Annotated in this window: 17 protein-coding genes and 2 pseudogenes; 14 read left to right on the forward strand and 5 right to left on the reverse strand. The window is 71.8% G+C overall.

Annotated features, from left to right (window positions below; all coding sequences use genetic code 11):
• The first annotated feature begins 9 nt into the window (after nucleotides 1-9).
• Entirely contained in the window at nucleotides 10-723 is a 714-nt protein-coding gene (locus MXD59_RS01470) for a response regulator (protein ID WP_163547583.1), read from the forward strand.
• Here the strand turns inward: MXD59_RS01470 and MXD59_RS01475 are convergent.
• Nucleotides 716-1,285 carry a GNAT family N-acetyltransferase gene (locus MXD59_RS01475; protein WP_248823112.1) on the reverse strand — a complete coding sequence of 190 codons (570 nt, stop codon included), beginning with the start codon at nucleotides 1,283-1,285 and terminating at the stop codon, nucleotides 716-718. The genes MXD59_RS01470 and MXD59_RS01475 overlap by 8 nt on opposite strands.
• A gap of 339 nt (nucleotides 1,286-1,624) precedes the next feature.
• Between MXD59_RS01475 and secA the strand changes: the two genes are divergently transcribed.
• Entirely contained in the window at nucleotides 1,625-4,597 is a 2,973-nt protein-coding gene (gene secA, locus MXD59_RS01480) for a preprotein translocase subunit SecA (protein WP_248823113.1), read from the forward strand.
• Between the two features lie 287 nt (nucleotides 4,598-4,884).
• Here the strand turns inward: secA and MXD59_RS01485 are convergent, their stop codons facing one another.
• Nucleotides 4,885-5,814: an Rv3235 family protein gene (locus MXD59_RS01485; protein WP_248823114.1), complete on the reverse strand. Its 930-nt coding sequence runs from the start codon at nucleotides 5,812-5,814 to the stop codon at nucleotides 4,885-4,887.
• A 28-nt stretch (nucleotides 5,815-5,842) separates the two neighbouring features.
• Entirely contained in the window at nucleotides 5,843-7,096 is a 1,254-nt protein-coding gene (locus MXD59_RS26225) for a LysM peptidoglycan-binding domain-containing protein (protein WP_283096157.1), read from the reverse strand.
• Between the two features lie 289 nt (nucleotides 7,097-7,385).
• On the opposite strand from MXD59_RS26225, the gene MXD59_RS01500 reads away from it, so the two are divergent.
• On the forward strand, nucleotides 7,386-7,955 hold the full coding sequence (locus MXD59_RS01500) for a hypothetical protein (RefSeq protein WP_248823115.1): 570 nt from the start codon (nucleotides 7,386-7,388) through the stop codon (nucleotides 7,953-7,955).
• A 189-nt stretch (nucleotides 7,956-8,144) separates the two neighbouring features.
• On the opposite strand, the gene MXD59_RS01505 is transcribed toward MXD59_RS01500, so the two are convergent.
• The gene (locus MXD59_RS01505) at nucleotides 8,145-8,381 is read right to left on the reverse strand and encodes a helix-turn-helix domain-containing protein (protein WP_248823116.1); all 237 of its coding nucleotides are present in this window, start codon (nucleotides 8,379-8,381) and stop codon (nucleotides 8,145-8,147) included.
• 499 nt (nucleotides 8,382-8,880) lie between these two features.
• Between MXD59_RS01505 and MXD59_RS01510 the strand changes: the two genes are divergently transcribed.
• The 6 genes from MXD59_RS01510 to MXD59_RS01535 all read left to right on the forward strand — a co-directional run bounded on the left by MXD59_RS01510 (nucleotide 8,881) and on the right by MXD59_RS01535 (nucleotide 15,977).
• Complete coding sequence (locus MXD59_RS01510) at nucleotides 8,881-9,675, forward strand: SAF domain-containing protein (RefSeq protein ID WP_248823117.1); 795 nt, start codon at nucleotides 8,881-8,883, stop codon at nucleotides 9,673-9,675.
• Nucleotides 9,672-11,012 carry a CpaE/TadZ family protein gene (locus MXD59_RS01515; protein WP_248823118.1) on the forward strand — a complete coding sequence of 447 codons (1,341 nt, stop codon included), beginning with the start codon at nucleotides 9,672-9,674 and terminating at the stop codon, nucleotides 11,010-11,012. The genes MXD59_RS01510 and MXD59_RS01515 overlap by 4 nt, the downstream gene beginning before the upstream one ends.
• 441 nt (nucleotides 11,013-11,453) lie before the next feature.
• Nucleotides 11,454-11,954 carry a transcriptional regulator gene (locus MXD59_RS01520; RefSeq protein WP_163550775.1) on the forward strand — a complete coding sequence of 167 codons (501 nt, stop codon included), beginning with the start codon at nucleotides 11,454-11,456 and terminating at the stop codon, nucleotides 11,952-11,954.
• Nucleotides 11,955-12,142: 188 nt separating this feature from the next.
• On the forward strand, nucleotides 12,143-13,210 hold the full coding sequence (locus MXD59_RS01525) for a patatin-like phospholipase family protein (RefSeq protein WP_248823119.1): 1,068 nt from the start codon (nucleotides 12,143-12,145) through the stop codon (nucleotides 13,208-13,210).
• Between the two features lie 84 nt (nucleotides 13,211-13,294).
• Complete coding sequence (locus tag MXD59_RS01530; protein WP_248823232.1) at nucleotides 13,295-13,789, forward strand: DUF6912 family protein; 495 nt, start codon at nucleotides 13,295-13,297, stop codon at nucleotides 13,787-13,789.
• A 364-nt stretch (nucleotides 13,790-14,153) separates the two neighbouring features.
• Nucleotides 14,154-15,977, forward strand: coding sequence for a helix-hairpin-helix domain-containing protein (locus tag MXD59_RS01535; protein ID WP_248823120.1), 1,824 nt, complete (start codon nucleotides 14,154-14,156; stop codon nucleotides 15,975-15,977).
• Nucleotides 15,978-16,055: 78 nt separating this feature from the next.
• Here MXD59_RS01535 and MXD59_RS01540 read toward each other — a convergent pair whose 3' ends face one another.
• Nucleotides 16,056-17,855, reverse strand: coding sequence for a PAS domain-containing protein (locus tag MXD59_RS01540; protein ID WP_248823121.1), 1,800 nt, complete (start codon nucleotides 17,853-17,855; stop codon nucleotides 16,056-16,058).
• 637 nt (nucleotides 17,856-18,492) lie between these two features.
• On the opposite strand from MXD59_RS01540, the pseudogene MXD59_RS01545 reads away from it, so the two are divergent.
• The 5 genes and pseudogenes from MXD59_RS01545 to MXD59_RS01570 form a co-directional block, all read left to right on the forward strand.
• A pseudogene (locus MXD59_RS01545) lies at nucleotides 18,493-19,734 on the forward strand (TadA family conjugal transfer-associated ATPase); the annotation flags it as partial.
• 402 nt (nucleotides 19,735-20,136) lie between these two features.
• Nucleotides 20,137-21,006, forward strand: a pseudogene (locus tag MXD59_RS01555) (type II secretion system F family protein); the annotation flags it as partial.
• A 367-nt stretch (nucleotides 21,007-21,373) separates the two neighbouring features.
• Nucleotides 21,374-22,324, forward strand: coding sequence for a type II secretion system F family protein (locus MXD59_RS01560; protein WP_163550357.1), 951 nt, complete (start codon nucleotides 21,374-21,376; stop codon nucleotides 22,322-22,324).
• Between the two features lie 251 nt (nucleotides 22,325-22,575).
• On the forward strand, nucleotides 22,576-22,839 hold the full coding sequence (locus tag MXD59_RS01565) for a hypothetical protein (RefSeq protein ID WP_248812833.1): 264 nt from the start codon (nucleotides 22,576-22,578) through the stop codon (nucleotides 22,837-22,839).
• Nucleotides 22,840-22,957: 118 nt separating this feature from the next.
• A complete protein-coding gene (locus MXD59_RS01570; protein ID WP_248823233.1) occupies nucleotides 22,958-23,356 on the forward strand; it encodes a TadE/TadG family type IV pilus assembly protein in 399 nt (132 codons plus the stop codon).
• Nucleotides 23,357-23,590 lie beyond the last annotated feature (234 nt).

Consider the following 23,590-nt stretch of genomic DNA (forward strand, 5'->3'; position numbering starts at 1 on the left):
GGAGGTCACATGACGGTGGAGGAGCCGCGCTCCGAGGAGGTGGCCCCGACGCCATCGGGGGCCAACCCCATCCGGGTGCTCATCGTCGACGACCACGCGCTGTTCCGCCGTGGGCTGGAGATGGTGCTGGGCCAGGAGGTCGACATCGAGGTCGTGGGCGAGGCCGCCGATGGCAGCGAGGCCGTGACCATGGCCAAGGAAACCGCGCCGGACATCGTCCTGATGGATGTCCGGATGCCCCGTCGAGGTGGGATCGACGCCACGAGCGCGATCAAGGAGTCGGTGCCCAGCGCCAAGATCGTGATGCTGACGATCAGCGACGAGGAAGCGGACCTCTACGACGCGATCAAGGCGGGTGCCATGGGCTACCTGCTGAAGGAGATCTCGATCGACGAGGTGGCGGCGGACATCCGTGCGGTCTACGGCGGGCAGAGCCTGATCAGCCCGTCGATGGCGTCCAAGCTGCTCAGCGAGTTCGCGGCCATGATCAAGAACAAGGATGACCGGCCGCAGCTACCCACCCCCCGGCTCACCGAGCGGGAGATGGAGGTGCTGCGGCTCGTCGCCAAGGGGATGAACAACCGGGACATCGCCAAGCAGCTGTTCATCAGCGAGAACACCGTGAAGAACCACATCCGTAACATCCTCGAGAAGCTGCAGCTGCACTCCCGGATGGAAGCCGTGGTCTACGCGGTGCGGGAGAAACTGCTCGAGATCACCTGAGCTCGGGCCGCGGTGGCGGGTCGGTGGGCAGTCGGGAGCCGACCCAGCAGTCGACCCGCCGGCCGCCGTCGACCACCAGGGCCTGGCGCAGCGTCCCCTCCAAAACGAAGCCGGTGCGCTGGGCCACCCGTCGGGAGGCGTCGTTGCCGACGGCGGCACGCCACTCGATCCGCGCCAGGTCCAGCATCGCGAAGCCCCAGCGGGTGACGGTCGTCACCGCCTGCGAGATCACGCCCTGGCCGCGGGCGTGCTCCGCGCACCAGTAGCCGATTTCGGCCTCCCCGGACGTGGAGATGTCCGTGAGCGAGATCGACGCGAGCAGGCGTTCCGTCGTCGCGTCCACCACCGCGAACGGGGTGCCGGTCCCCTCGGCCCAGGCGGTGGGGGCCAGGTCGCGGACGAAGGACTCGGCGTCCGCCCGTCCGTAGGGCCGCGGCAGGCGGGTCCACCGGGCGATCTGCGGATCCTGGCAGGCCTCGTACACGGCGTCGATGTCGTAGGGCTGCCAGGGGCGCAGGTGCAGGCGGCCGGCGGTGATCTCCGCCGGTTCGAGAGAGGGCATGGCCACAGTTCTACGTCCCGCGGTGGTGGCCGGGTTCGGCGGGCACCCGGCGGGCCCGTCGATCGTTGGGTGGGATGAAGGGTGTGAGTCGGCTGTGCGTCGCGCCCGCGCCCGCGCTCGGGCCACGGCGGGGTTCGCGGCTCGGGTCGGAGCGCGCGTCGGGAACCGGCCGTAAACCAGTCGGGAACCGGTCGATCAGCAGTCCTCCCGTCCTTCGTTGGTCCGCCGCGAGCGCCGTTACGGGAACCGCATCCGATGGTCGGATGTAGGCGTCGGTTCAGGGGCTAGCATCGTGTCGTCGGTGACGTCGCCGACATGCCTGCCGGAGGAGTTTCGCCCGTGGTTCTAGAGAAGATCTTGCGTGCCGGTGAGGGCCGGCTTCTGCGCAAGCTCAAGGCGATCGCCGAGCAGGTCAATCTGATCGAGGATGACTTCACCGGGCTGTCCGACGGTGAGCTGCGCGGCATGACCGACGAGTTCCGCCAGCGCCTCACCGAGGGTGACGACACCCTGGACGACCTGCTGCCGGAGGCCTTCGCCGCGGTGCGCGAGGCCGCTCGGCGCACGCTGGGCCAGCGTCACTTCGATGTGCAGATCATGGGTGGCGCGGCGCTTCATCTCGGCAACATCGCCGAGATGAAGACCGGTGAGGGTAAGACGCTGGTCTCCACGCTGCCGTCCTATCTGAACGCCCTGGCGGGCAAGGGCGTGCACATCATCACCGTGAACGACTACCTCGCCCAGCGCGACGCCGAGAACATGGGCCGTGTGCACCGCTTCCTCGGGCTCAGCATCGGGATCATTCATCCGCAGATGTCGCCCGGTGTCCGACGCGCCCAGTACGCGTGTGACATCACCTATGGCACGAACAACGAGTTCGGCTTCGACTATCTGCGCGACAACATGGCCTGGAGCGCCGACGAACTCGTGCAGCGCGGCCACAACTTCGCCGTCGTCGACGAGGTCGACTCGATCCTCATCGACGAGGCCCGTACTCCGCTGATCATCAGTGGCCCGGCCGACCATCCGACCCGGTGGTACACCGAGTTCGCCCGGATCTCCCCGCTGCTCGAGCGGGACGTCGACTACGAGGTCGAGGAGGGCAAACGGACCGTCGCCATCACCGAGTCCGGTGTCGAGAAGGTCGAGGACCAGCTCGGCATCGAGAACCTCTACGAGTCGGTGAACACCCCGCTGGTCGGCTATCTGAACAACTCGCTCAAGGCCAAGGAGCTCTACAAGCGCGACAAGGACTACATCGTCACCGACGGTGAGGTCCTGATCGTGGACGAGTTCACCGGGCGTGTCCTGCACGGCCGCCGCTACAGCGAGGGAATGCACCAGGCGATCGAGGCCAAGGAAAAGGTCGAGATCAAGCAGGAGAACCAGACCCTCGCGACGATCACGCTGCAGAACTACTTCCGGCTCTACGACAAGCTCTCCGGGATGACCGGTACCGCCATGACGGAGGCGGCCGAGTTCCAGCAGATCTACAACCTGGGCGTCGTCCAGATTCCCACGCACAAGCCGATGGTCCGCATCGACCAGGCGGACGTCGTCTACAAGACCGAGATCGCCAAGTTCGACGCCGTCGTCGAGGACATCGCCGAGCGCCACGAGAAGGGCCAGCCGGTCCTGGTCGGCACGACCAGCGTGGAGAAGTCCGAGTACCTGTCCAAGCAGCTGGACAAGCGCGGTGTGCCGCATGAGGTGCTCAACGCCAAGCACCACGAGCGGGAGGCGAGCATCATCGCCGAGGCCGGCCGCAAGGGCGCGGTCACGGTGGCGACGAACATGGCTGGCCGAGGCACGGACATCATGCTCGGCGGCAACCCGGAGTTTCTCGCCCAGGCCGAGTTGCGTCAGCGCGGCCTGTCGCCGATCGAGACGCCGGACGACTACGAGGCCGCCTGGCAGGAGGCCCTGGAGAAGGCCCGCCAGTCGGTGAAGAGCGAGCACGAGGAGGTGGCCGCCGCCGGCGGCCTGTACGTCCTTGGGACCGAACGGCACGAGTCGCGCCGCATCGACAACCAGCTGCGCGGGCGCGCCGGCCGGCAGGGCGACAACGGTGAGTCGCGGTTCTACCTCTCCCTCGGCGATGACCTCATGCGGCTGTTCAACGCCGCCGCCGTCGAGGGCATCATGGACCGCCTCAACATCCCCGAGGACGTCCCGATCGAATCGAAGATCGTGACCAGGGCGATCCGGTCGGCCCAGACCCAGGTCGAGGGCCAGAACTTCGAGATCCGCAAGAACGTCCTCAAGTACGACGAGGTCATGAACAAGCAGCGCACCGTCATCTACGAGGAGCGGCGCAAGGTCCTCGACGGCGCCGACCTGCACGAGCAGGTCCGCCACTTCGTCGATGACACCATCGAGGGCTACGTTCGCGGCGCCACCGCGGACGGCTTCCCCGAGGAGTGGGACCTCGCCACCCTGTGGACGGCGCTCGGCCAGCTCTACCCGGTCGGTGTGGAGGCTCCCGAGGTCGACGACCGTGACGGTCTGAGCTCCGACCACCTGCTGGAGGATGTCCAGGCCGACGCACAGGAGGCCTACGACCGGCGCGAACTCGAACTCGGCGACACACCCGACGACGAGCCGGTCATGCGCGAACTCGAACGTCGGGTCGTGCTCGCCGTCCTTGACCGCAAGTGGCGTGAGCACCTCTACGAGATGGACTACCTCCAGGAGGGCATCGGCCTGCGGGCGATGGGGCAGCGCGACCCACTGGTCGAGTACCAGCGCGAGGGCTTCGACATGTTCCAGACGATGATGGAAGGCATCAAGGAGGAGTCCGTCCGCCTTCTGTTCAACGTCGAGGTTCAGGTCGCGGGCCAGGAGCCCGAGGCCACCGAGGTGGTGGAGCAGCCAAGCGCGCCCGTGGCCGGGCCCGCCGGTGCCGCCGTCCTGCCCGCGCCACCCACGGTCGTGCCCGACGGGAGTGGTCCCCAGACAGGCGACCCGGCGGCCGTCGGTGAACGACCCGCCCCGGAGCCGCCCGCACAGCCCACCCCGCCGCCGGTGTTCGTCAAGGGTCTCGAGCCACGCCGTCCCACCGGTGGGCTGCGCTACACCGCCCCCTCGGTCGACGGCGGCTCCGGTCCGGTCACCGTCCTCGACAACGGTGCGACCACCCTCGGCCCTGGCGGGCGCGGCGGGCCAGGCCGGATGGCCGGCGGCGACTCGGACTCGTCCACCGGCGCCAACGGCCGCCCGGCCCGCAACGCCCCCTGCCCCTGCGGCTCCGGCCGCAAGTACAAGCGCTGCCACGGCGACCCCTCCCGGCGCAACGCCGACACCGCCGAGTAGCCCCGCCTGGGCCTGGCCTGGCCTTGGACGCCTCAGGGACCGAGGGACCGGCATCAAGGCGGTCCCTCGGCTCACCTGTCACTGACCGCCGGCTCCAGGCGGGCCGGCCCCGCCTGGTAGGTCGCCCTCGAAGCGGCCAGGGGGTCGCCATGGTCGGGCAGAACGAACAACGCCACGGCCATGACGATCCGTGCGGATGCCCTCCGTCCGACCGTCAGGACGAAAGCTGTGAAAGCCGGGACCGGGCCGGTCGCGGGAACCCGGTCACGGCCTGGGGCGGCCGGAGGTCAGCCCACCTGAAGGGTGGTGACCCGCCACCGGCCGTCTGTGGACTCCATGCGCAGGGCCAGGGCGCCGGCCCGGGCGCCGCGGCTGATGACCGCGGACACCTCGGCCACACCGGGTCGCGGCTCGCTGACCCGGACGCTACGCACCAGGCCGCGATGCCGGTCGGTGATCTGGGCGGCGGTGCGCTCCAGATCGTGGAGCAGCCGCGGGGTCGTCCAGCGGGCGAGGTGCGACACCGGCCGTGCACCGGCCAGGGCCTCGACGATCGCCCGAACAACGATCACTGCCGCGACCCGGGGTGACAGCGACGGCCCGGCCTCGCCGGCGCGCTGGTCCGCCACGGCACCGACGCCCGCGGCCGGGGCGTTGCCCGCCATGGCGGCGCGGGCGGTGGCGCCATGGGCGGTCGCCCCCTTGGCTGTCCTGGCTGTGGCCGCACCAGCCGTGGTCGCACCGGTCCTGGTCGAGGTGGACCTGCCGGTGGCCGTGCCCCTGGTGGTAGCCCTGCCGGACGTGGTTGCGCCGTTGGCGGACCGACTGCCGTTGGCGGACCGACTGCCGTTGGCGGACCGACTGCCGCTGGCGGTTCGGCCGCCATTGCTGGGCTGGCCGCCATCGCCGGGTCGGCTGGTGGAAGGGCCGGTCGCTGTCGTGGTCGCGGCGGTGCCGGAGATGGTGCCGGGGCCGGGGGAGCGCGGGGATGGCCGGCCGCATTCGGTGAAGAGCAGGTCGGGCATGGGCAGCCGCCGCGGCGTGCGGTCGATCGGCGTGTGGGACGCGGCGTGGGCCGGCCCGGCCGGGTGGGGTCCGGCGGGGCGCGACCCGGGCTCGCCGTCGAACGGCGGATCGCAGGCGGTGACGGGCAACAGCCGCAGGCCGAGGTCGGCCGTGGATCGTCGCGGATGGGGCAGGGCACAGACTGCGTTCACGGCTGGCTCCGGTGGACGGCGGGCGGGGTCAGGGCCCGGTGGGTGGTGTGAGGCGTTGGCCGGGAAGGATCACATTGGGGTCATGGCCGATGACGCCCAGGTTGGCGGCCCACCAGCGGGGCCATTCGGCGGCGATCTGATCGGTGGTGGCGTCGGGGCCGAGGGCACGGGCCGCGATGGACCACAGCGTGTCGCCTCGTCGGACGACGATCTCCTCGCCCGACTGGCCGCTGCCCGCCGCGCCGGCCGCGGGTACACCCGTGCCACGGTGCGCGGACGGAACAAGTGGGTCGTTCGGGGGCGCCGCGGCGGTACCTGCGCCCGGTGCGCTGTCGGCACCGGGCGCAGGACTGGGTGCGTGGGTGGTACGTGCGGCCGGGGCAGGGGCCGAGGCGGACGAGGTACCGCCGGCAGGGGCCGGGCCGGGCGGTGTCGTCGACGGAGCAGCCGCTCGCGGTGCCGCGGCGCTGGGCCGGCCGAGGTCGGGCCAGTCCGCCGAGACGCGGGCGGGGGTGAGCGGGACGGACGCGCCGGGGTCAGGGGCGGTGTGCACCGGAACACCGCCGCGGGCGGCCTCCGGAGATTCGGTGGGTGCGGACGCGGCCGGTGCCGACCCGGCCGGTGTCGAAGCGGCCGTCGTCGGGGCTGGGGCCGTCTCGCGCAGGTCGATGATCGGAATCGGCACGTCCACGCCGGGAACCGACAGCGTCGGGCTGGGACTCACCGCCGCATCGCCGGAGCGGGCCGGCGTGGCCGGTGGGAGCGTCGGGGCGGTGGACATGCTGGGACGGGACAGGTCGGCCGTCAGCGGCGTGCGGGAGGCGGCCTGCCGGTCGAGGTCGGGCCAGGCCGCCGCGGTGACGCCAGCCGCGGGGTTGGCCGGAACCACGGGGTTGGCCATCGCGGGCAGCGCGGTCATCACCGGCCCGATCCCGGCGACGAGGGTGACGCCCAGGCTGACCTCGACGAGTCGGCGCATCGCCCGTGGCAGCACGAGGCGCGCGAGCGCGCCCGAGAGCCGGCCGAGGCCGCCGGGGAGGGCCGCCGCCGCGGCGAGCAGCACGCCCAGGCACAGCCACAGCAGGCACAGCCACGCCACCGCGGCGATGATCGTGACCAGCCCCTGTTCGGGTGCGGCGGTGAACCAGTCCGGCAGGTCGTGGAAGCTGGCGGGAAGATCGGCGGCGCGTGGTCCGAAGGCGATCAGGATGATCGCCACGACGATCGCGCCAACCGCGCCGACGAGTCGCGCCAACGTGCGCCGCACTCGTCCCGTGCCCATGATCGAATCCCCTGTCCGTTGGTGCGTAGTCCGTCGCAGTGGTGACCGTCGAGGTGCTGCCTGTCGGGTGTGCTGTCTCGCGGATGGTATCGAAACTCTTCGTTTGCCTGTGTTTGGTTGTGTAACCCTCTTCTGTGTGACTGTCAATCCCGGTTGCCTCCGAAACCTGTGCGCGGCTGGGCCGTCCGACGGGCTGGCCAGGCCCGACGGGCCGGGCGGGCCGGATGAAGTCGGGCAGGCTGGGTTGTCGCGAGATGTGTTGGATGAGACGCCGAGCGAAGGAGATCCGATGCGTTGGGAGGACCTGTTCGCCGATCTCGAGCTGCAGTGGGAGGCGAACGAAGCGGCGGAACTCGCCTCCGAACTCGCCGACCGCAGCCGCCGTGAGGCCGGCTACCTGCGAATGATCGACCGGATGCGGCCGGTGGTGGGCTACCCGACCCGCCTGCGGGTGCTCGGCGGTCAGCACGCGGGGGAGAGCCTGCACGGCACGCTCGCGGCGCTCGGGATGGACTGGCTGCTGCTGGCCGAACCGGGGGCGACGGAGGTGCTGGTGCCGATGCGCGCGCTGCTCGCCGTCGAGAACCTGCCGGTCATCTCCGCCGCTCCCGGGCATGAGGGGCCCCTGGGCGCCAAGCTTGACCTGCGCTATGTCCTGCGGGGACTGGTGCGGGACAGGTCCACCTGCACGCTGCGGTTCGTGGACGGGACGACGCTGCACGGCACGCCCGTCCGGGTGGGGGCCGACTTTCTCGAGGTCGCCGAGCATGCCGTGGGCGAGTTCGCCCGCCGTGGGCAGATCCGTTCGGGCTGGACGCTGCCGCTGAACGCCCTCGCCTACATCCGCCGCATCCCCTGAAGCCCCTGGTCGGACGCCTGGCACCCCCGTCGGGCGCCTGCCGCCACCGACTGGGCGCCCTGACACCACCGGCCGGACGCCCCCTGCCGCCACCGACTGGACACGCCCTGGCGCCACCGGCTCGGATGTCCGCGGGACGTCGGCCGGGTACGGGCCGGTGTTCGGTTCTCGGCGTTCGGCTCCCGGGGTTCAGTCCTCGGGGATGCCCTCGCCGCGGGTCATCGGGTTGGCCGCCACGAACGCCCGGGTCTGCTCGTAGGCGCGCTGGATGTAGCCCTCGAGCTCGGCGCGCTCGACCCGCCACTGACCACGCCCGCCGATCTTGATCGCGGGCAGCTCACCGGAGCGGACGAGTGCGTAGGTCTGGCTGGAGGAGATGTTGAGGATCTCGGCCACGTCGTTGAGTTGAAGGAAGCGGTCGTTCATCGGGTCCTCCTCCTGAGACCGGATGTCTCTCCTCACGTGTGTATCAGAGTTTCCACCGTTCATCGTCTGCAGATGCTTCAGGTTGTGGATAACTGCGCCCAGTCACGCCCGAAAGCTCACGCTCGCCCTCGACCGCCTCGACTGGGATCGTTGGCTGGGCGGGTCGGGCCGCGGTCTGGCCGCCAGCCCCAGGTTCAGGTCCAGGTCCAGCCGTGACCGCATTGTGGCCACTATGTGCGTTGCGTGGGCGCGCATCGACCGGGGTGACCTGCGCGTCCAACAGGTGGGGGCGACATCCGGACACGTCGGGATGTGGGGCAGTTCTGACGTTGCGTGGCCTGATGCTGCGCTGGGTGGTCGGATGTGGTGGGATGCGGTGCTGTGCGGCCACCGGGCTCACCGGTATGACTAGGTTCGAGCTGTTAGACCACGTACGCTCTGCGACCGGAGGGTGCGTTCCAGCGCTGGCGGGTCAGCCAGGAGAAAGGGAGGTCTCCCGGTGACCGAGCTTGCCGCGGCGGTCCGTCCCGAGGCGTCCGCACCGCCCGTCTCGCCCCCGGCGCGGCGGATCACGCGACGGCGCTGGCGGGATTCCCGGCTGCTCGTGGGCGTGCTGCTCGTGCTCGTCTCGGTGGTGGTCGGTGCGCGGCTGTTCGCCACGGCGGACTCGTCCCGGCAGTGGGTGGTGGCTCGCGGTGATCTTCCCGCGGGGCACGTCGTCGTCGCCGGCGACCTTGGCACGGTGTCCGCGCGGCTGGACGGGACCACATCCGGCCGGTACTACCCGGGTGCCCGGGTGGGTGACCTGACCGGCGCGACGCTCGCCCGTCCGGTGAACGCCGGCGAGTTCGTCAGCGGCGGCGACTTCGCCGGGCGTGACCGGCCGGCGACCCGGCTGGTGCCCGTCATCGTCAAGGCCGGTCGGCTGCCGGCGCTCGAGTCCGGTGATCACGTGGACATCTACGTCTTCCAGGCCGGGGCGGCCGCGGCGGGCGGAACCCCGGCAGGTACGTCCGGCGGCGACGCCACCGGCACGAATGGTACGAACGGCACGGCCGCGCCGGCGGTGGGTGCCGGTGCCGAGACACTCGCGCTGCACGACGTCGAGTTCGTCGAGATGGAGAAGCTGGCCAGCGGCGACCGGTCGATCACCCTGCGGGTGCCGATCGACGGGGCGATCGGGGCGGTGGCGGCGTCGCAGAGCGAGCGGGTCGATGTCGTGAAGCTGGAACGCGATGCCAGCGGTGGCGTCGGCGCGTCCGGGCCGACCACCACCGCGGGGTTCGGGCGGTGAGCCTGCCGATCCTGACCGCGGTGACCGACTCGGACGTGGAGGCGGGGCTCGTGTCGGCGTTCGACCGGCGCGATCTCGGGGTGACGGTGGTCCGCCGCTGCGTCGACCTGCCGGATCTGCTGGCCGCGGCGACCACCGGAGCGGCCCGCGCCGCCCTGTTGTCCGCCGACCTGCGCCGGCTGGACCGGGACGCGCTGACCCGCCTGGCCATCGCCGGGATCGCCGTCGTCGGTCTGATCGCCCCCGGGGACGAGGACGCGGACCGCCGGTTGCGCCAGCTCGGCGTCGCCGCGGTCATTCCCGCCGATGCGACCGCCGAGGTGGTCGCCGGCGCCGTGGTCGAGGCGTCCCGGGCGCTGGCGACGCATCCGGGGGTCGGCAACGGTTCCACCGCGGCCCCCGGTTGGCCGAGTGGTTACAGCGAGGCGCTGCCCGGCTTCGGTCAACTCGCCCCGTTCGGCGTCGGTGGGGACGCCGCGGACGTGCCCGAGGTCGGTGCCGGGCGGGTGATCGCGGTGTGGGGTCCGGCGGGTGCGCCGGGTCGCACGACCCTCGCGCTGTGCCTGGCCGCGGAGATCGCCGCGCTCGGGGTCTCGACCCTGCTGGTCGACGCCGACTCCTACGGGGGGGCGATCGGCCAGCTGGTGGGCCTGCTGGAGGAGGCGCCGGGGCTTGCCGCCGCGGCCCGTTCGGCCAACCAGGGCCTGTTGGACGTGCCGCGCCTGGCCATGCTGTGTCGTGATCTCGGTGACGGGCTGCGGGTGCTGCCGGGGATCTCCCGTCCGTCGCGCTGGCCGGAGCTGCGCCCGGCGTCGATGGAGACGGTCCTGGCGCTGGCCCGGCGGCTGTCGGCGTACATCGTCGTCGACTGCGGCTTCTGCCTGGAGAGCGACGAGGAGCTGTCGTTCGACACGGCGGCCCCGCGGCGTAACGGCGCGACCCTCGCTGTCCTGGAGGCGGCGGACATCGTGCTCGCGGTCGCCTCGGCGGAGCCGGTGGGTCTGGTCCGCTTCGTCCGGGGTCTGGCGGATCTGCGCGAGAGTGTGCCGTCCGTCGAGCCGCTGATCGTGGTCAACCGGCTGCGTGCCTCGGTGGTGGGTGGCGAGCCGGCCCGCGAGGTGAGCCGGGCGATCCTGCGGCACACCGGCAGCGAGCCGGTCGCGCTGGTGCCCTACGACCTCGCCGGGCTGGACGCCGCCCAGGTCGCCGGCCAGTTGCTGCGCGACATCGCCCCCGCCTCCCCGGCCCGGCTCGCGATCCGTGAGCTCGCCGCTCGCCTGGCCGGCCGGCCGGCGGCGTCGCGGCGCCGGGGTGCCTTCCGCCGCCAGTCCCGCTAGGCCGTCACGGTCACATCACCGCCCGGTTGATTGCTCGGTCGCAGGCGACTCACAGTTACGCCGTTGGCATAACCGTGACATACGGTGTTCGGATCATCGGCTCTTGGTAGTCGAGACGGTTACAGCGCGCGATTCACGGGCATCGCTGTGTGGAGTGGTTTCGGTCGGGACGTGAAAGGGATCTTACGTAAAGCGCTCAAGAAGCTACGATCAAGCGTAATCTGTCGTTGACCGACTGCTCAATGAAGTCTGAGCGTGCTATTTCGTGCAGACGCGTAACCGATCGGTGACATTGCGCGTGTTCGTACGTGAGTCTCACTTTGGCGACGTTACGTTAGTGTGAGCATGCCGAGAAGGTGCCCTCCGGTTCGTGGGCGCAGCCGCGCCGGCGAACCGTGCCGGCGCAGGGATGCTCGGGCGAGACGGCTGGGGGTGTGTCGGATGAGCCGGGAGTATGCGAAGGCAGTGGGCGCCCGCCTGCGAGCTATTCGGATCCAGCAGGGTCTGTCGCTACAGGGGGTGGAACAGAAGTCGCGGGGCCGCTGGAAGACCGCCGCGGTCGGTTCCTACGAACGCGGCGACCGCATGATCAGCGTGCATCAACTGTCCGAGCTGGCTGGGTTCTACGGAGTGCCGGTGTCGGCGCTGCTCCCCAGCGAGGATCAGTTGCCGCCGCGGGAGCGTCGTCCCCGAACGGTGCTCAACCTCGAGAAACTCAGCGAGGCCCCACCGGACACGTCCGCCCTGGTCCGGCGCTGGGTGGCGCAGATCCAGCGCCAGCGTGACGACTACGCCGGGCGGGTGCTGTCCATCCGTGACGGTGACGTTCGGGCGTTGGCCCTGCTGCACGACACCACACCGCAGGATTTCGCCGAGCGGCTACGCAACTGGGGCGTGCTGGAGACGAGTTTTCCGGAGGAGAGCGAAGAACCGCCGGAGTAGACGTCCCAGTCCGTTCCGGCCCGGCCTGACGGCCCTGCCCGCGCCACCTTCGCGCGCGAGGCCGCCCCGGCTGGGCGGGGCCGGGCGGCCAGAACGACACCCCGGTGTTCCGGGGGCGGCAGGAGCCCCGCAACGGGGTATCCCACCCTCCTGGGCGCCGGTCAGGGTGCCGCGCCAGGAGGTGGACGATGAGCAGAAGGCGGACGGTGCGTCGAGGCCTGGTTCTCGGCGCGGGCGGAGTCCTCGGCTCCGCCTGGATGATCGGCGCCCTGCGCGCCGTCGAGACCGAGACCGGTCGCGATCTCGCGCGAAGTGATCTGGTGGTCGGCACCTCCGCCGGCTCCGTGGTGGCTTCCCTGCTCGGGCTCGGGATCAGCGTCGAGGCGATGGCGAACTCGGAGCGCGGCATCCACGAGTCGGGCGATCCGATCCTGGACTACCGGGATCTCGGAGCGTCCCTGCCGCCCAGGCCGAAGATGCGGATGGGCTCGCCACGGCTGCTCACGGCGAGTGCCCTGCACCCCCGGCACGCCACCCCGATGGTCACCCTGGCCGCGCTGCTGCCGCAGGGACGCGGCAAGATCTCCGCGGTGGGTGACCTGGTCCTGGCCGGGATGGGACGTGCCGGCGTGGACCCGAACCACTGGCCCGACCGACCCGCGCTGCGCATCGTGGCGATGAACTTCGACACCGGCGACCGGGTGCTGTTCGGTTCCCCCGAGGCGCCGCGGATGAGCCTGCCGGACGCGGTGATGGCCTCCTGCGCCATTCCGGGCTGGTACGCCCCGATCGAGGTCAACGGCCAGCGTTTCGTCGACGGTGGGACACGCTCGCCGACGTCGGTCGATCTGCTCGTCGACGTCGGGTTGGACGAGGTCGTCGTCGTCGCCCCGGCCTGTTCGCTGGCCACCGACCGGCCCCGCGGGGCGGTCGCGCTGGTCGAACGGCAGGTGCGCCGCGCCGCGACCCGCCGCCTGCTGCGCGAGGTCGCCCTGCTCGAGGGAGTGGGCACCCGGGTCACCGTCATCTGCCCCGGGCCGGACGACCTGATGGCGATGGGCGGCAACCTGATGGATCTCACCCGCCGTGCCGAGGTCTTCGAGACCAGCCTGAGCACCACCACCGACTTCCTGCGGGCGACCACCCGGACCCGCCACCGCGCCACCCCGCCCCCCCGCCGCACCCCGTCAGCCGACGGGCTGGCCCAGCCCGAACGACGCGACGATCCGCCGGTGGGCCTCGGGCTCGCCGGCTGAGCGGGCCTGGCCATGGCAGCCGAACCGGAGCCGTCCGGCGACCCGCCGCGTCATCTGGTGGTGGCCGGTTGGCAGACTGGTGCCGTGCGCGTCTACCTGCCTTCGACCCTCGCCGCCGCCCGCCCGGTGTGGGAGTCCGGGGAGGTCCCCGCCGGCACCGGCTACGCGGTGACCCCCGCCCTGCGTGAGTGGTACGCCCAGTCGGAGTCGGAGGAGGAGCTGGAGTACGCCGTCCTGCATGACGCGGCCCGGGCCAGCCTGCGCCTGCTCGACGCCGATCCGCAGGCCCCCCGCCGGCGGCTGGTGTTCGTCGCCGAACTCGCCGACGGCCAGGTCCGGGTGCGTGACGACCTGGACCGCGGCGCCGTCGAACTCGACTTCCCGGTGCCGTGGTCGGCGATCGAGGCCATCCATGTGGACGACGGTGGCGACGAGGAGGTGCTCGCCGCGGTCCGCGATGCCGCCGACCAGATCCTCGAGGCTGACCTCGGTGGTACGGACGCGGCCTTCACCGTGGACAGCGCCGAGGGCTTCGAACTGCTCTGGTTCGCCCCCCAGGAACTCCCCGACCTGCTCTGAGCACCGCGCGTCGCGGATCGGCCACCCGGCCTGATCGCCGCGCGCCCGGGATGGCGGCCGGCATCCGGATGTGCACGCGTCGCGCGCCGGGTCGGCACACATACCGGACGGTCCGACACGGATCGGAATCCTCGTGCGCTTACCGGTGCGGGTGACAACGGTTGGGGCTCCCCGGGGCGCGGTCCACGTCGGCTGTTGCGAATAATGGGGATAGCGCCGCTCCCGTCCGCTCGGATCCTGATCCGGGCGGTGGTGGCGGTGAGACCCCCTTGTTCCTGTTGACATTCTTCGTCGCGAGATGCCGGCTCCCGTCGCACGGGTGTGGATCTCGAACGACCCACCGCGGTAGGGAGGCTGACAGCCCATGCTGTACCTCGCCGGGCAGATCCTGGCGTACGTGCTGGTGGCGATGGTCATCGGCGCGGCGCTGGCGTGGGTGTTCCTGATCGCCCCGTTGCGCCGGCAGATCCGGACCGAACGCGCGACCCAGCGGCCGGGCATCACCACCGCCACCACGGACGCGACCGACGCCACCCGGCCCGGGCTGGTCTCCAGCACCTCCCGGGACGAGCCGGTGGTCGCGATCGGCCGCCCGGTCGCCGGATCCGCGAACGAGCCGGCCGGGACGTCCACGACCACCGCCACGCCAGCCGAGCCCGTCCCGACCGAACCCGTTCTGGCGGCTGCACCCGCCCTGGCCGCGCCCGTCCCAGCTGAACCGGTGGTGGCTGAACCGGTGGCGGGCGCACCGGTGGCAAGCGGACCAGTCCATGACGACCCGGTCGCGCCCGAACCCGCCATGAGCGAGCGACTCGTGGCCGAGCCCGGTGTGGCCGAGCCCGGTGTGGCCGAGGCGGAGCCGGCTGAGGGCGAGCCGGCCGGGGGCGAGTGGGGCGCTGGCAGGCCGGCGGTGGGTGCCGAGCTGGCCACCACCGGGCCGATCACAATGCCGCTGCACATGGTGCGGGCGGTGGAGCCGGTGGCCGAACTCGTCGATCTGCTGCGTCGGCAGCGCGACGACGCCGCGTTGGAGCGAGCCGATCTCACGGCCCGACTGGCGGTGGCCGAGCAGCGGGCAGCCGAGGCCGAGCAGCGTACCTCCGCCGCCGAGCGGCACGCCGTCACGGCGAGCGCCCGGGTCGAGGAGATCGACGCCGCTCTGCGGGCCCGGGTGGAAGCGGTCACCCGTCCGGTGTCCGAGGCCGGACCGTCCTCGGTCGAGATCGATGACGACGCCGCGATCGAGCCCGGGGTCGCGATCGCGGCCGGGGCCGTGACCGAGGCCGGGGTCGCCTCCGACGGGGCCGATGACGCCCTCGACGGGGCAGCGGAGCGGGTCGCACCACCGAGCGGGCCAACCGTCGCCGAGCTCGTTCAGGCGGCCGAACACCTTCGTCAGCAGTTGGACGAGGCCGAAGGGCGGGCCGCGAAGTTCTCCTCCCGGCTGGCGATGGCCCGCACCGAGGCGGAGGACGCCCAGCGCCAGGTGGCCACTCTGAGCACCCGGCTTGACCGGCACCAGGCCGAATGGGCGGTCGAGCGGCAGCGGCTGCTGAGCCGCATCACCCGCTCGGAGTCGGCGGTGGGTCTCGAACCGCCGACCGGCGTCGAGACAGCGGCGGACGTGGCGCCGCGGGCGGTTCCGCCGCAGGCGGCCACGGTCGATCCGCTGACGGACGTCGAAACCACGGCGGATGCCGATCCGGTGGCGGACGTCGATGCCACGGCGGATGCCGAGGTGGTGGACGTCGAGACGGCGGTCGAGGTTCCGGTGGCGCGGGTTCGTCCGGTGGGGGCGGTGACCAAGGAACGGCCGTCAGCGGTGGCCGGGGCGCCGCTACGTGGCCCGGCGGGGCTCGCGACCTCGCCCGGGGTACGGCGCGGGGCCACCGGCGAGCAGACCGCCGGCGGCCAGGTGGTGATGGAGTCCTCCCCGCGGTGGAACGGGCTGCTTGACCCGTCCGCTGTCGGCGGGGACAACCTCAAGGAGATCGTCGGGGTCGGCCCGGTGATCGAGTCCCGGCTGCGGACACTGGGCATCACGACCTTCGGGCAGCTCGCCGAGATGGGCGACACCGACGTCGAGCGGCTGGCGCGCATGCTGGACGGTTTCGGCGACCGGATCATCTCCGACGACTGGGTCGGCCAGGCCCAGGACCTCCAGGTCCGCCACTACGGCGGCGTCTGAGACCGCCGTAGTGTGCCGTCCGCCGGCACGGGTGTCGACCGTTGCACCCGTCTGCCGGCGGACGGGTGCCCAGGGGTGTCACAGCCCGGAGATGAGGCCTTCGATCTCCGCCTCGAGGATGCGGCGATCGGTCACGTCGCTGTAGAGCCACAGATGGCCGCGGTAGCCGTCACCCGCGGCCAGGGTGATGTGGCTGCGCTCGAAGAAGCGTCCGTCGGCGAACATCACCGGCTCGCGGCGCAGGGTCCGACGCCGGCGTAGCAGCGTGTCGAGGCGGGCGGCGAAACCGGAGGGGTCGTCAACGAGCCCGGCCCGCGGCCGCAGATGCCGGCGGCAATCGGTGCCGACCAGGTCGACGGGCGACTCGGCCAGGTCGAACAGGTCGCAGTACAGCTGGTTGACGGCGACGACGGCGCAGTCCCGATCGGCGATCAGCACGGCGGTGGTGAGCTCCGCGAGCAATGTGATCAGCCACCGTTCGCGATCCCGACAGGCATCCTCGATGCGGCGCATCTCCGCGAACATGCAGCCGCAGCCGTCGTGGTGGTGCGCGGACCTGGTCCGTCCGATGTCATCCGGGTGCAGGTCGGCCTCCTCGTCCCGGTGCAGGACGACGGCCGCCCGCCATTCCGCGCCGGGTGGCAGCGCACCGCGCGGGTATGTCGGCGGACGCTCCTCCACCGCTCCCCACGGCGCCTGCCGTCCGGGTGTGGGTTCGCCGGGCATCGGACGACGCGGCAGCGGAACGTTCCAGCGCCGCTCCGGGTCACCGGCCAGCCCACGGTCCGCGCCGGTTTCCTGGTCGGAGCCCGCGCCCTGACCGGACGGCCCCCGGTGGCCCGACCGCGGGTTCTTCTCGGACGTCGGATGCTGGCTCGTGGCCGAACCCTGACCCGCGGCCGAACCCTGACCCGCGGCCGAACCCTGACCCGCGGCGGGGTCGGGCAGTCGGCGGCCGGCCGGATGGTTGGCGGAATGGCCGAGCGGGTGGCCGTCGCGACGATCGGTCGGATCCTCGTGACGCGACGGATTCTCGTAGTGTGTCGGTCCGTCCTCGGGCCCGTCCGCCGCGCCGAGGGCCCGGGCGGCCTCGTCGAACGGGTCGCCGAACAGCTCCTGGTCGAAGGCGCCACGCTCGAACGGACGCTGCTGGAACGTCCGCCCATCGAACGAGCCCGGTTCGTCGAAGGCGCTGGAATCGAACGTGCCGTGGTCGAACAAGGGGTCTGGGTCGAAGGACTGGTCCTCGGCGAACGGCCCGAGGTCACCGAAGGGCCCGTGGCCCAGCAGATCATGGTCCAGCGGCCCGAGACCCAGCGGCCCGACGTCCATGGGCTCGGCCCTGATGGACTCGATGGGATCGACACCCCGCGGATCGACACCCCGCGGATCGACGCCCAGCGGGCGGAAGTCGAAGCGGCTGGGGTCGAGGAGTTCGGGGTCCAGCAGCGCCGGGTCCAGCTGTATCGGGTCGAGCGCGATGGGCGGCGCGGGGGTGAGCGTGCCGACGAATCGGCGGGTGCCGTCGCCCGAGGTCGATTCGACGGTGTGCAGGATCGCGGCCGGACGGGTCGGCTCGTCGGCGTCGGCCAGCCGAATCCGGACCGAGAACGCATCACCATGGGTGATCAGCCGTTGCCAGTGGTTGCTGACAGTGGCCACGTCCTCCGGCTGGAGGATTTCGTCCAGGCGCAGTCCGACGGCGTGGTGGCGGGGGAGCCCGGTGAGCGTCGACCAGGTCTCGTTCACGAAGACCAGCCGGCCCGTCGCATCCGTTGCGAATACCGCGATCGGGCAGTTCTCGACAATTCGCCAGAACATTTCCCAGGCGGTTTTGGTGAACCTGTCGGACGGTTCCGGTTCCGGATTCTGATTCATCGCCCCGCACCTTTCGGTCCGGCGGTCGTGCCCGGGTGGATGCGATCCGCCCGCACCGTTACAGCGGTCCGACGAGCATCTCGCGGACGGCGGGCGAGCCCAGATGGCGATGGCTGACCGGACACGGAAGTGACCCCCGAGGCAGGTGTGGACCGTCTGTCGGATGAGATCGGCAGGGTGGGGGAGTCTCTACCGGTCGATCCAGCGGGCGGAATGTGACACGACGGGTGTGCGGATTAGGGAACGCTGCGAGGCTATCGCCTCCGAGCGGATTCGAGGCCGTAGTCCCACGGGCGTTTCCGGGGCGCTCCGTGCGCTGTCGTGTGCACCCGACGTGTGCGTTCAGCGACGCTCCTGCCCCGTTCCGTACCTAACCGTGACCGCAAAATTGATGCGGAGAGTAATCATCGGGGCAGTCAAGGTCGGCCGCTGTGCGCTCCGTGAGCTTGTTGTGTCCTACCCGGCCTGAGGGTCGCTACGAGGTTGTGCGAACGTTGATGCGTCTGTCCCGAAGTTCGGGGCTTGATTGGCGGTGACCCTCTTTCTACGCTTCGTAGCTATTGGTCGCGTGGCGGGCGGCGGAAGAGACACGGCCGGAGGAGCAGCGGTTTTCGTGGCGGTGGCACGCAACGGGTGGATGGACGCCACCTCCCATGTCGAGGACGAGGTGCGTGAACTCGTCCGTCGGCGTTCCCTGGACCCGGTGCGCGATCCGGCGCTGGTGCGCAATCTCGTGCACGAGGTGCTGGCGGACTACGAGGAACGAGTCCTGGTCAGCGACCTTCCACCGGTCGCCGACCGGGATCTCACCGCCCGCCTGGTCTACGACGCGGTCGCTGGCTTCGGCCCGTTGCAGCGCCATCTCGACGATCCGACCATCGAGGAGATCTGGATCAACGAGCCGGGCCGGGTATTTATCGCCCGGCATGGTCGCAGCGAGCTCACGACCACGATTCTCACCGCCGATCAGGTTCAGGACCTGGTCGAACGAATGCTGAAATCGTCCGGCCGACGGGTGGACCTGTCCACCCCGTTCGTCGACGCCATGCTTCCGGACGGCTCCCGCCTGCACGTCGTCATCCCGGATGTGACCCGGGTGCACTGGTCGATCAACATCCGCAAGTTCGTGCTCAGCGCCGCGAGCCTGGACGAGGTGGTCGGTCTCGGCACGATCACCGCCGCCGCCGCCGCGTTCCTCGAGGCCTCGGTCGTCGCCGGGCTCAACATCATCGTGGCCGGCGGCACCCAGGCCGGCAAGACGACCATGCTCAACTGCCTCGGATCAGCCATCCCGGCCCGGGAACGGGTGATCTCCTGCGAGGAGGTCTTCGAGCTCAAGCTGCGCTCCCCCGACTGGGTGGCCATGCAGACCCGCCAGGCCAACCTCGAGGGCAGCGGCGAGATCCGGCTGCGCCGGCTGGTCAAGGAGGCGCTGCGGATGCGCCCCGACCGCCTGCTCGTCGGCGAGGTCCGCCAGGAGGAGGCACTCGACCTGCTCATCGCGCTGAACTCCGGCCTGCCCGGTATGTGCAGCCTGCACGCGAACTCCGCCCGCGAGGCGGTCACGAAGCTGTGCACCCTGCCGCTGCTGGCCGGGGAGAACGTCAGCCACGCCTTCGTCGTGCCGACCGTCGCCGCCAGCGTCGACCTCGTCGTTCATCTCGCCAAGGACATCAGCGGCCGGCGCCGGGTCACCGAGATCGTCGCGCTGCCCGGCCGGGCGGAAGGCGACATCGTGGAGATCGCCCAGATCTACCGCACCCGGGCCGACGGCCTGGTCCGCGCGGACGGTTACCCGCCGCACGTCGAGCGCTTCGCCCGCGCCGGCTACGACCTGCCGAGCCTGCTTTCCCACGGCGACCACGACCAGCACCAGCGCGGCTACCAGCAGTACCAGCAGCCGCGCTACCAGCCCCCGCCCCCACCCGCGCCGCCCGGTCCGCCCGGTCCGCCCGGTCCGCCCGGTCCGCCCGGTCCACCCGCGCCACCGCCGCATCCGTCGGGGCCGCCGCACCCGTTGGACCCCTCCCCGGCCCAGCGGATGCCGCCCGTCCAGCCACCGCTGCCACCGACCCCGCAGCTCCCGCCGACCCCGCAGCTTCCGCCATCCCCGCAGCTTCCGCCGTCCGCGCCGACGCGCCAGCCGCCGCCGATGCCACCGCCCGCGCCGTCGGTGCCGTACTCGTCGACGTCCCAGCACCCACCGACGTCCCAGCACGTGCCGTCCGGGCGGCGGCAGTCGACCGGTGATGGCTGGTCCGAGATCGCGGTGGAGGGCTAGATGGGCATCTTTCTCGGTCTGTTGTGCGGGCTGGGCCTGTTTCTGATCGTCACCAGCGGTCGGTCGTCCGGTGCACGCGGTGGCGGTGCGCTCGCGGCGGCGGTGGCGCGCTGGGAGCACAACACCGCCGAACTGCTGGCCCAGGCGGGAATCCGCGGTCTCGGCCCGCGCCAGTTCGTCGCGATCAGCGCCGGGCTTGGTGCTCTGGTCGGACTGGTGGTGCTGGCGCTGACCGGCACCCTGTCGCTGGCCGGCGCGTTCGCGCTGTTCGCCGCCATGATCCCGCGCACCCTGGTGGTGCGTCGCCGCCATGCCCGGATGCACGACCTGCGCGAACTGTGGCCGGACGTCGTCGACAACCTCGCCAGCGCCGTCCGTGCCGGCATGTCCCTGCCCGAGGGGCTCGCCGCGGTCGGCGTGCGCGGTCCGGTGCAGCTACGGCCGGCGTTCACCCGGTTCGGTGAGGACTACGGTGCCACCGGCTCCTTCACGACCTGCCTGGATCGCCTCGCCGAGGAGCTCGCCGACCCCATCGCCGACCGGATCATCGAGTCGCTGCGGATGGCCCGCGAGGTCGGCGGCACCGACCTCGGTCGTCTGCTGCGCACCCTGTCGACGTTCCTGCGCGAGGATGCCCGCACCCGCGCCGAACTCGAGACCCGCCAGGGCTGGACCGTCAACGCCGCCCGGCTCGCCCTCGCCGCCCCCTGGATCGTGCTGCTGCTGCTCGCCACCCGTGGGCAGAACGTGCAGGCCTACGACAGTCCGACCGGGGTGGCGGTCCTCGTCGGTGGCGGCGCGGTGTCCGGCCTGGCCTACATCCTGATGCGCCGGATCGGACGGCTCCCCGAGGAGGGCCGTGTGCTGCGTGGCGGTGCCCGGCCGGCGCTGCCCGCGACCGACCCGGAACCCACCCTCGCCACGGCGACCGCGTCCGGCTCCGCTGGCACGGCGGGTTCGGCGGGTTCGGCGGGCCCGTCCGGGTCGTCCGGCCCGTCCGGTCCCTTCGGGTCGTCCGGGTCGCCGCCGATGGGCTGGCCGCCAGATCCGAACGGCGGCGGGCCTGGCCTGGACTGGCCGGGTGGCGTGGCGGATCCCGGCTTCGGTCCGGACGGCCCGCATCCCGGTCCCGAAGCCGGACGGGAGGGCTGGGGATGACGGCCGTGCCAGCGGTGACGGCTCCGACCGTGGTGACGGGTGTGACGGGTGTGACGGGCGTGGTGACAGGGGTGGCAGCGTGACGATGGTCGCCGCCGGCGCGTTGCTCGGCCTGCTGCTCGGGCTGGGCCTGGTCATCATCGTGTACCGGTCGCCGCGGGCCCGGCGCATCCAGCTCGCCGACCGGATCGACCCGTACCTGCGGGACACCCCACGTCCGTCCCGGCTGCTCGCCGACCGGCCACGGTCATCCAACCGCCCGGGGTTCGTCGCCATCGAGGCGCTGCTGCGTCCGCTGCTCTCGGATGTGGCTGGCCGCCTCGACCGCTTCCTCGGCGGACGGGTCGGACTCCAACGACGGCTCACCCAGGCCGGCGGGCGCACCGGCATCGAGGAGTTCCGCGCGCAGCAGGTGGTGTGCGCGGCCTGCGGGGCGCTGTTCGGGGCGTTCCTGCTGGGGCTGCGCGCCACCGTCGGCATCGGCCCGCCCGCGCTGGTCAGCGTCGCCCTCGTCGTCGCCGGCGCCGCCGGTGGTGTGGTCGGACGCGACTACTGGCTGACCCGGACGATCGCCGACCGCGAGGACCGGATGCTGCTGGAGTTCCCCACCATCGCCGAACTGCTCGCCCTGGCCGTCACCGCCGGTGAGTCGGCGATCGGGGCCCTGGAGCGGGTCGGTCGCCTCACCCACGGCGAACTGGGCCGCGAACTGCGTCTGGCGCTCGCCGACGCCCGAGCCGGCGCCACCCTCGTCCAGGCTCTGGAAGGCATCGCCGCCCGTACCGCCCTGGCGCCGCTGACCCGCTTCGTCGACGGTATGGCCGTCGCCATCGAGCGCGGCACCCCCCTGGCTGACATCCTGCGCGCGCAGGCCGTGGACGCCCGCGAGGCCGGCAAACGCCAGCTGCTCGAAGCCGGCGGCCGCAAGGAGATCGCCATGATGATCCCGGTCGTCTTCCTCGTCCTGCCCACCACGGTGATCTTCGCCTTCTATCCCGCCCTGGTGAGCTTCACCGTGATCGCCCAGTGACCGTCGCACCGACGCCGAGCGCCTGGCGGCTTCCCCCGCGCGCGCAACGACACCGGACTTTCACGAGTCCCACATGTCGGACGTCGCGCACCGACTCGAACTGGCCGCACGCGCACGACTGGCCGCACGCGCACGCGCACGACTGGCACGGCACGCAGGCATGGCACGACGCGGTGCCCACACACGGTCCCGAGACGACGCGCCGATGATCCGCGGCGCGTCCTCTCGGACCGAACAGCGAAGGAGAGATCATGGGACGGCGTATCGGGCAGGCCGGACGGGCCCTGAGCGCGCGGTGGCTGGCCTGGGCCGCGGGCCCCACCCCCCGCGACGGCAGCGGCAGCCCTGGCGATGACCGCGACCGGGGTGACGTTCCCGGCTGGGTGATGATCACGGTGATGACGGCGGCGCTGGTCGTGGCGATCGCGACGCTCGCGACTCCCGCGCTGCAGAACCTGTTCAACTCCGCCATCAACTCGGTCTCCGGAGTCGGTGGTGGCGGCGGCGGCAAGTAGGCGCACAACCGACGAACCGGTCGTGGACGGTCAGCAGGCCGCGACCGTCGAAACCCCCGGAGGTCTACCAGCCACCGGAAATCTGCCGGTCACCGGAGGCCTACCGGTCACCGGAGGCCTGCCCGCCACCGGGGAGCTGCCAGCGGACGAGGGCTCCTCGGTGGTGGAGTTCATCCTGGTGGGGACGCTGCTGTTGCTCCTGTTCCTCGGGATTCTGCAGGTCGGGCTGGTCCTCTACGTCCGCAACACCCTCGCGGCCGACGCGGCCGAGGGCGCCCGGCACGCGGCCAACCTCGGCGTCACCTCGGCGGACGGCGGCCCGTACGCCCAGGCGCTCATCGCCCGGACGATCCCCGGGCGAGCCGACACCACCTGCACGGGCGTGGACGTCGACGGCCCGGACGCCACTCCGCTCGTCCAGGTGACCTGCAAGGTGGTTGTCCCGCTCGTCCTGGTTCCCCTCGGTGACGGCGTCACGCTGACGGTCACCGGCCACGCCGTCAAGGAGGTGCCGTGACGCCCGCGGCCCGCCCGGGTTCGACGTCCGGTCCCGGTTCTACGTCCGGCTCGGGTTCGACGTCCGGCTCGGGTTCGACGGTCGGCCCGGTGCGACGCGTGGTGCGATCGATGGACCGGGCCCGTCCCGCGCTGGCTGCCGCTTTCTGGGGGCGGCCAGGGGCGGCAGGCGTCAGGGAGGAGCGAGCCCGGGCCGCGGTCTGGGGACGGCGACGAGGAGCGGGGTCGGGGAAAC

It is taken from the genome of Frankia umida (assembly GCF_023242945.1).
GTDB classification, from domain to species: domain Bacteria; phylum Actinomycetota; class Actinomycetes; order Frankiales; family Frankiaceae; genus Frankia; species Frankia umida.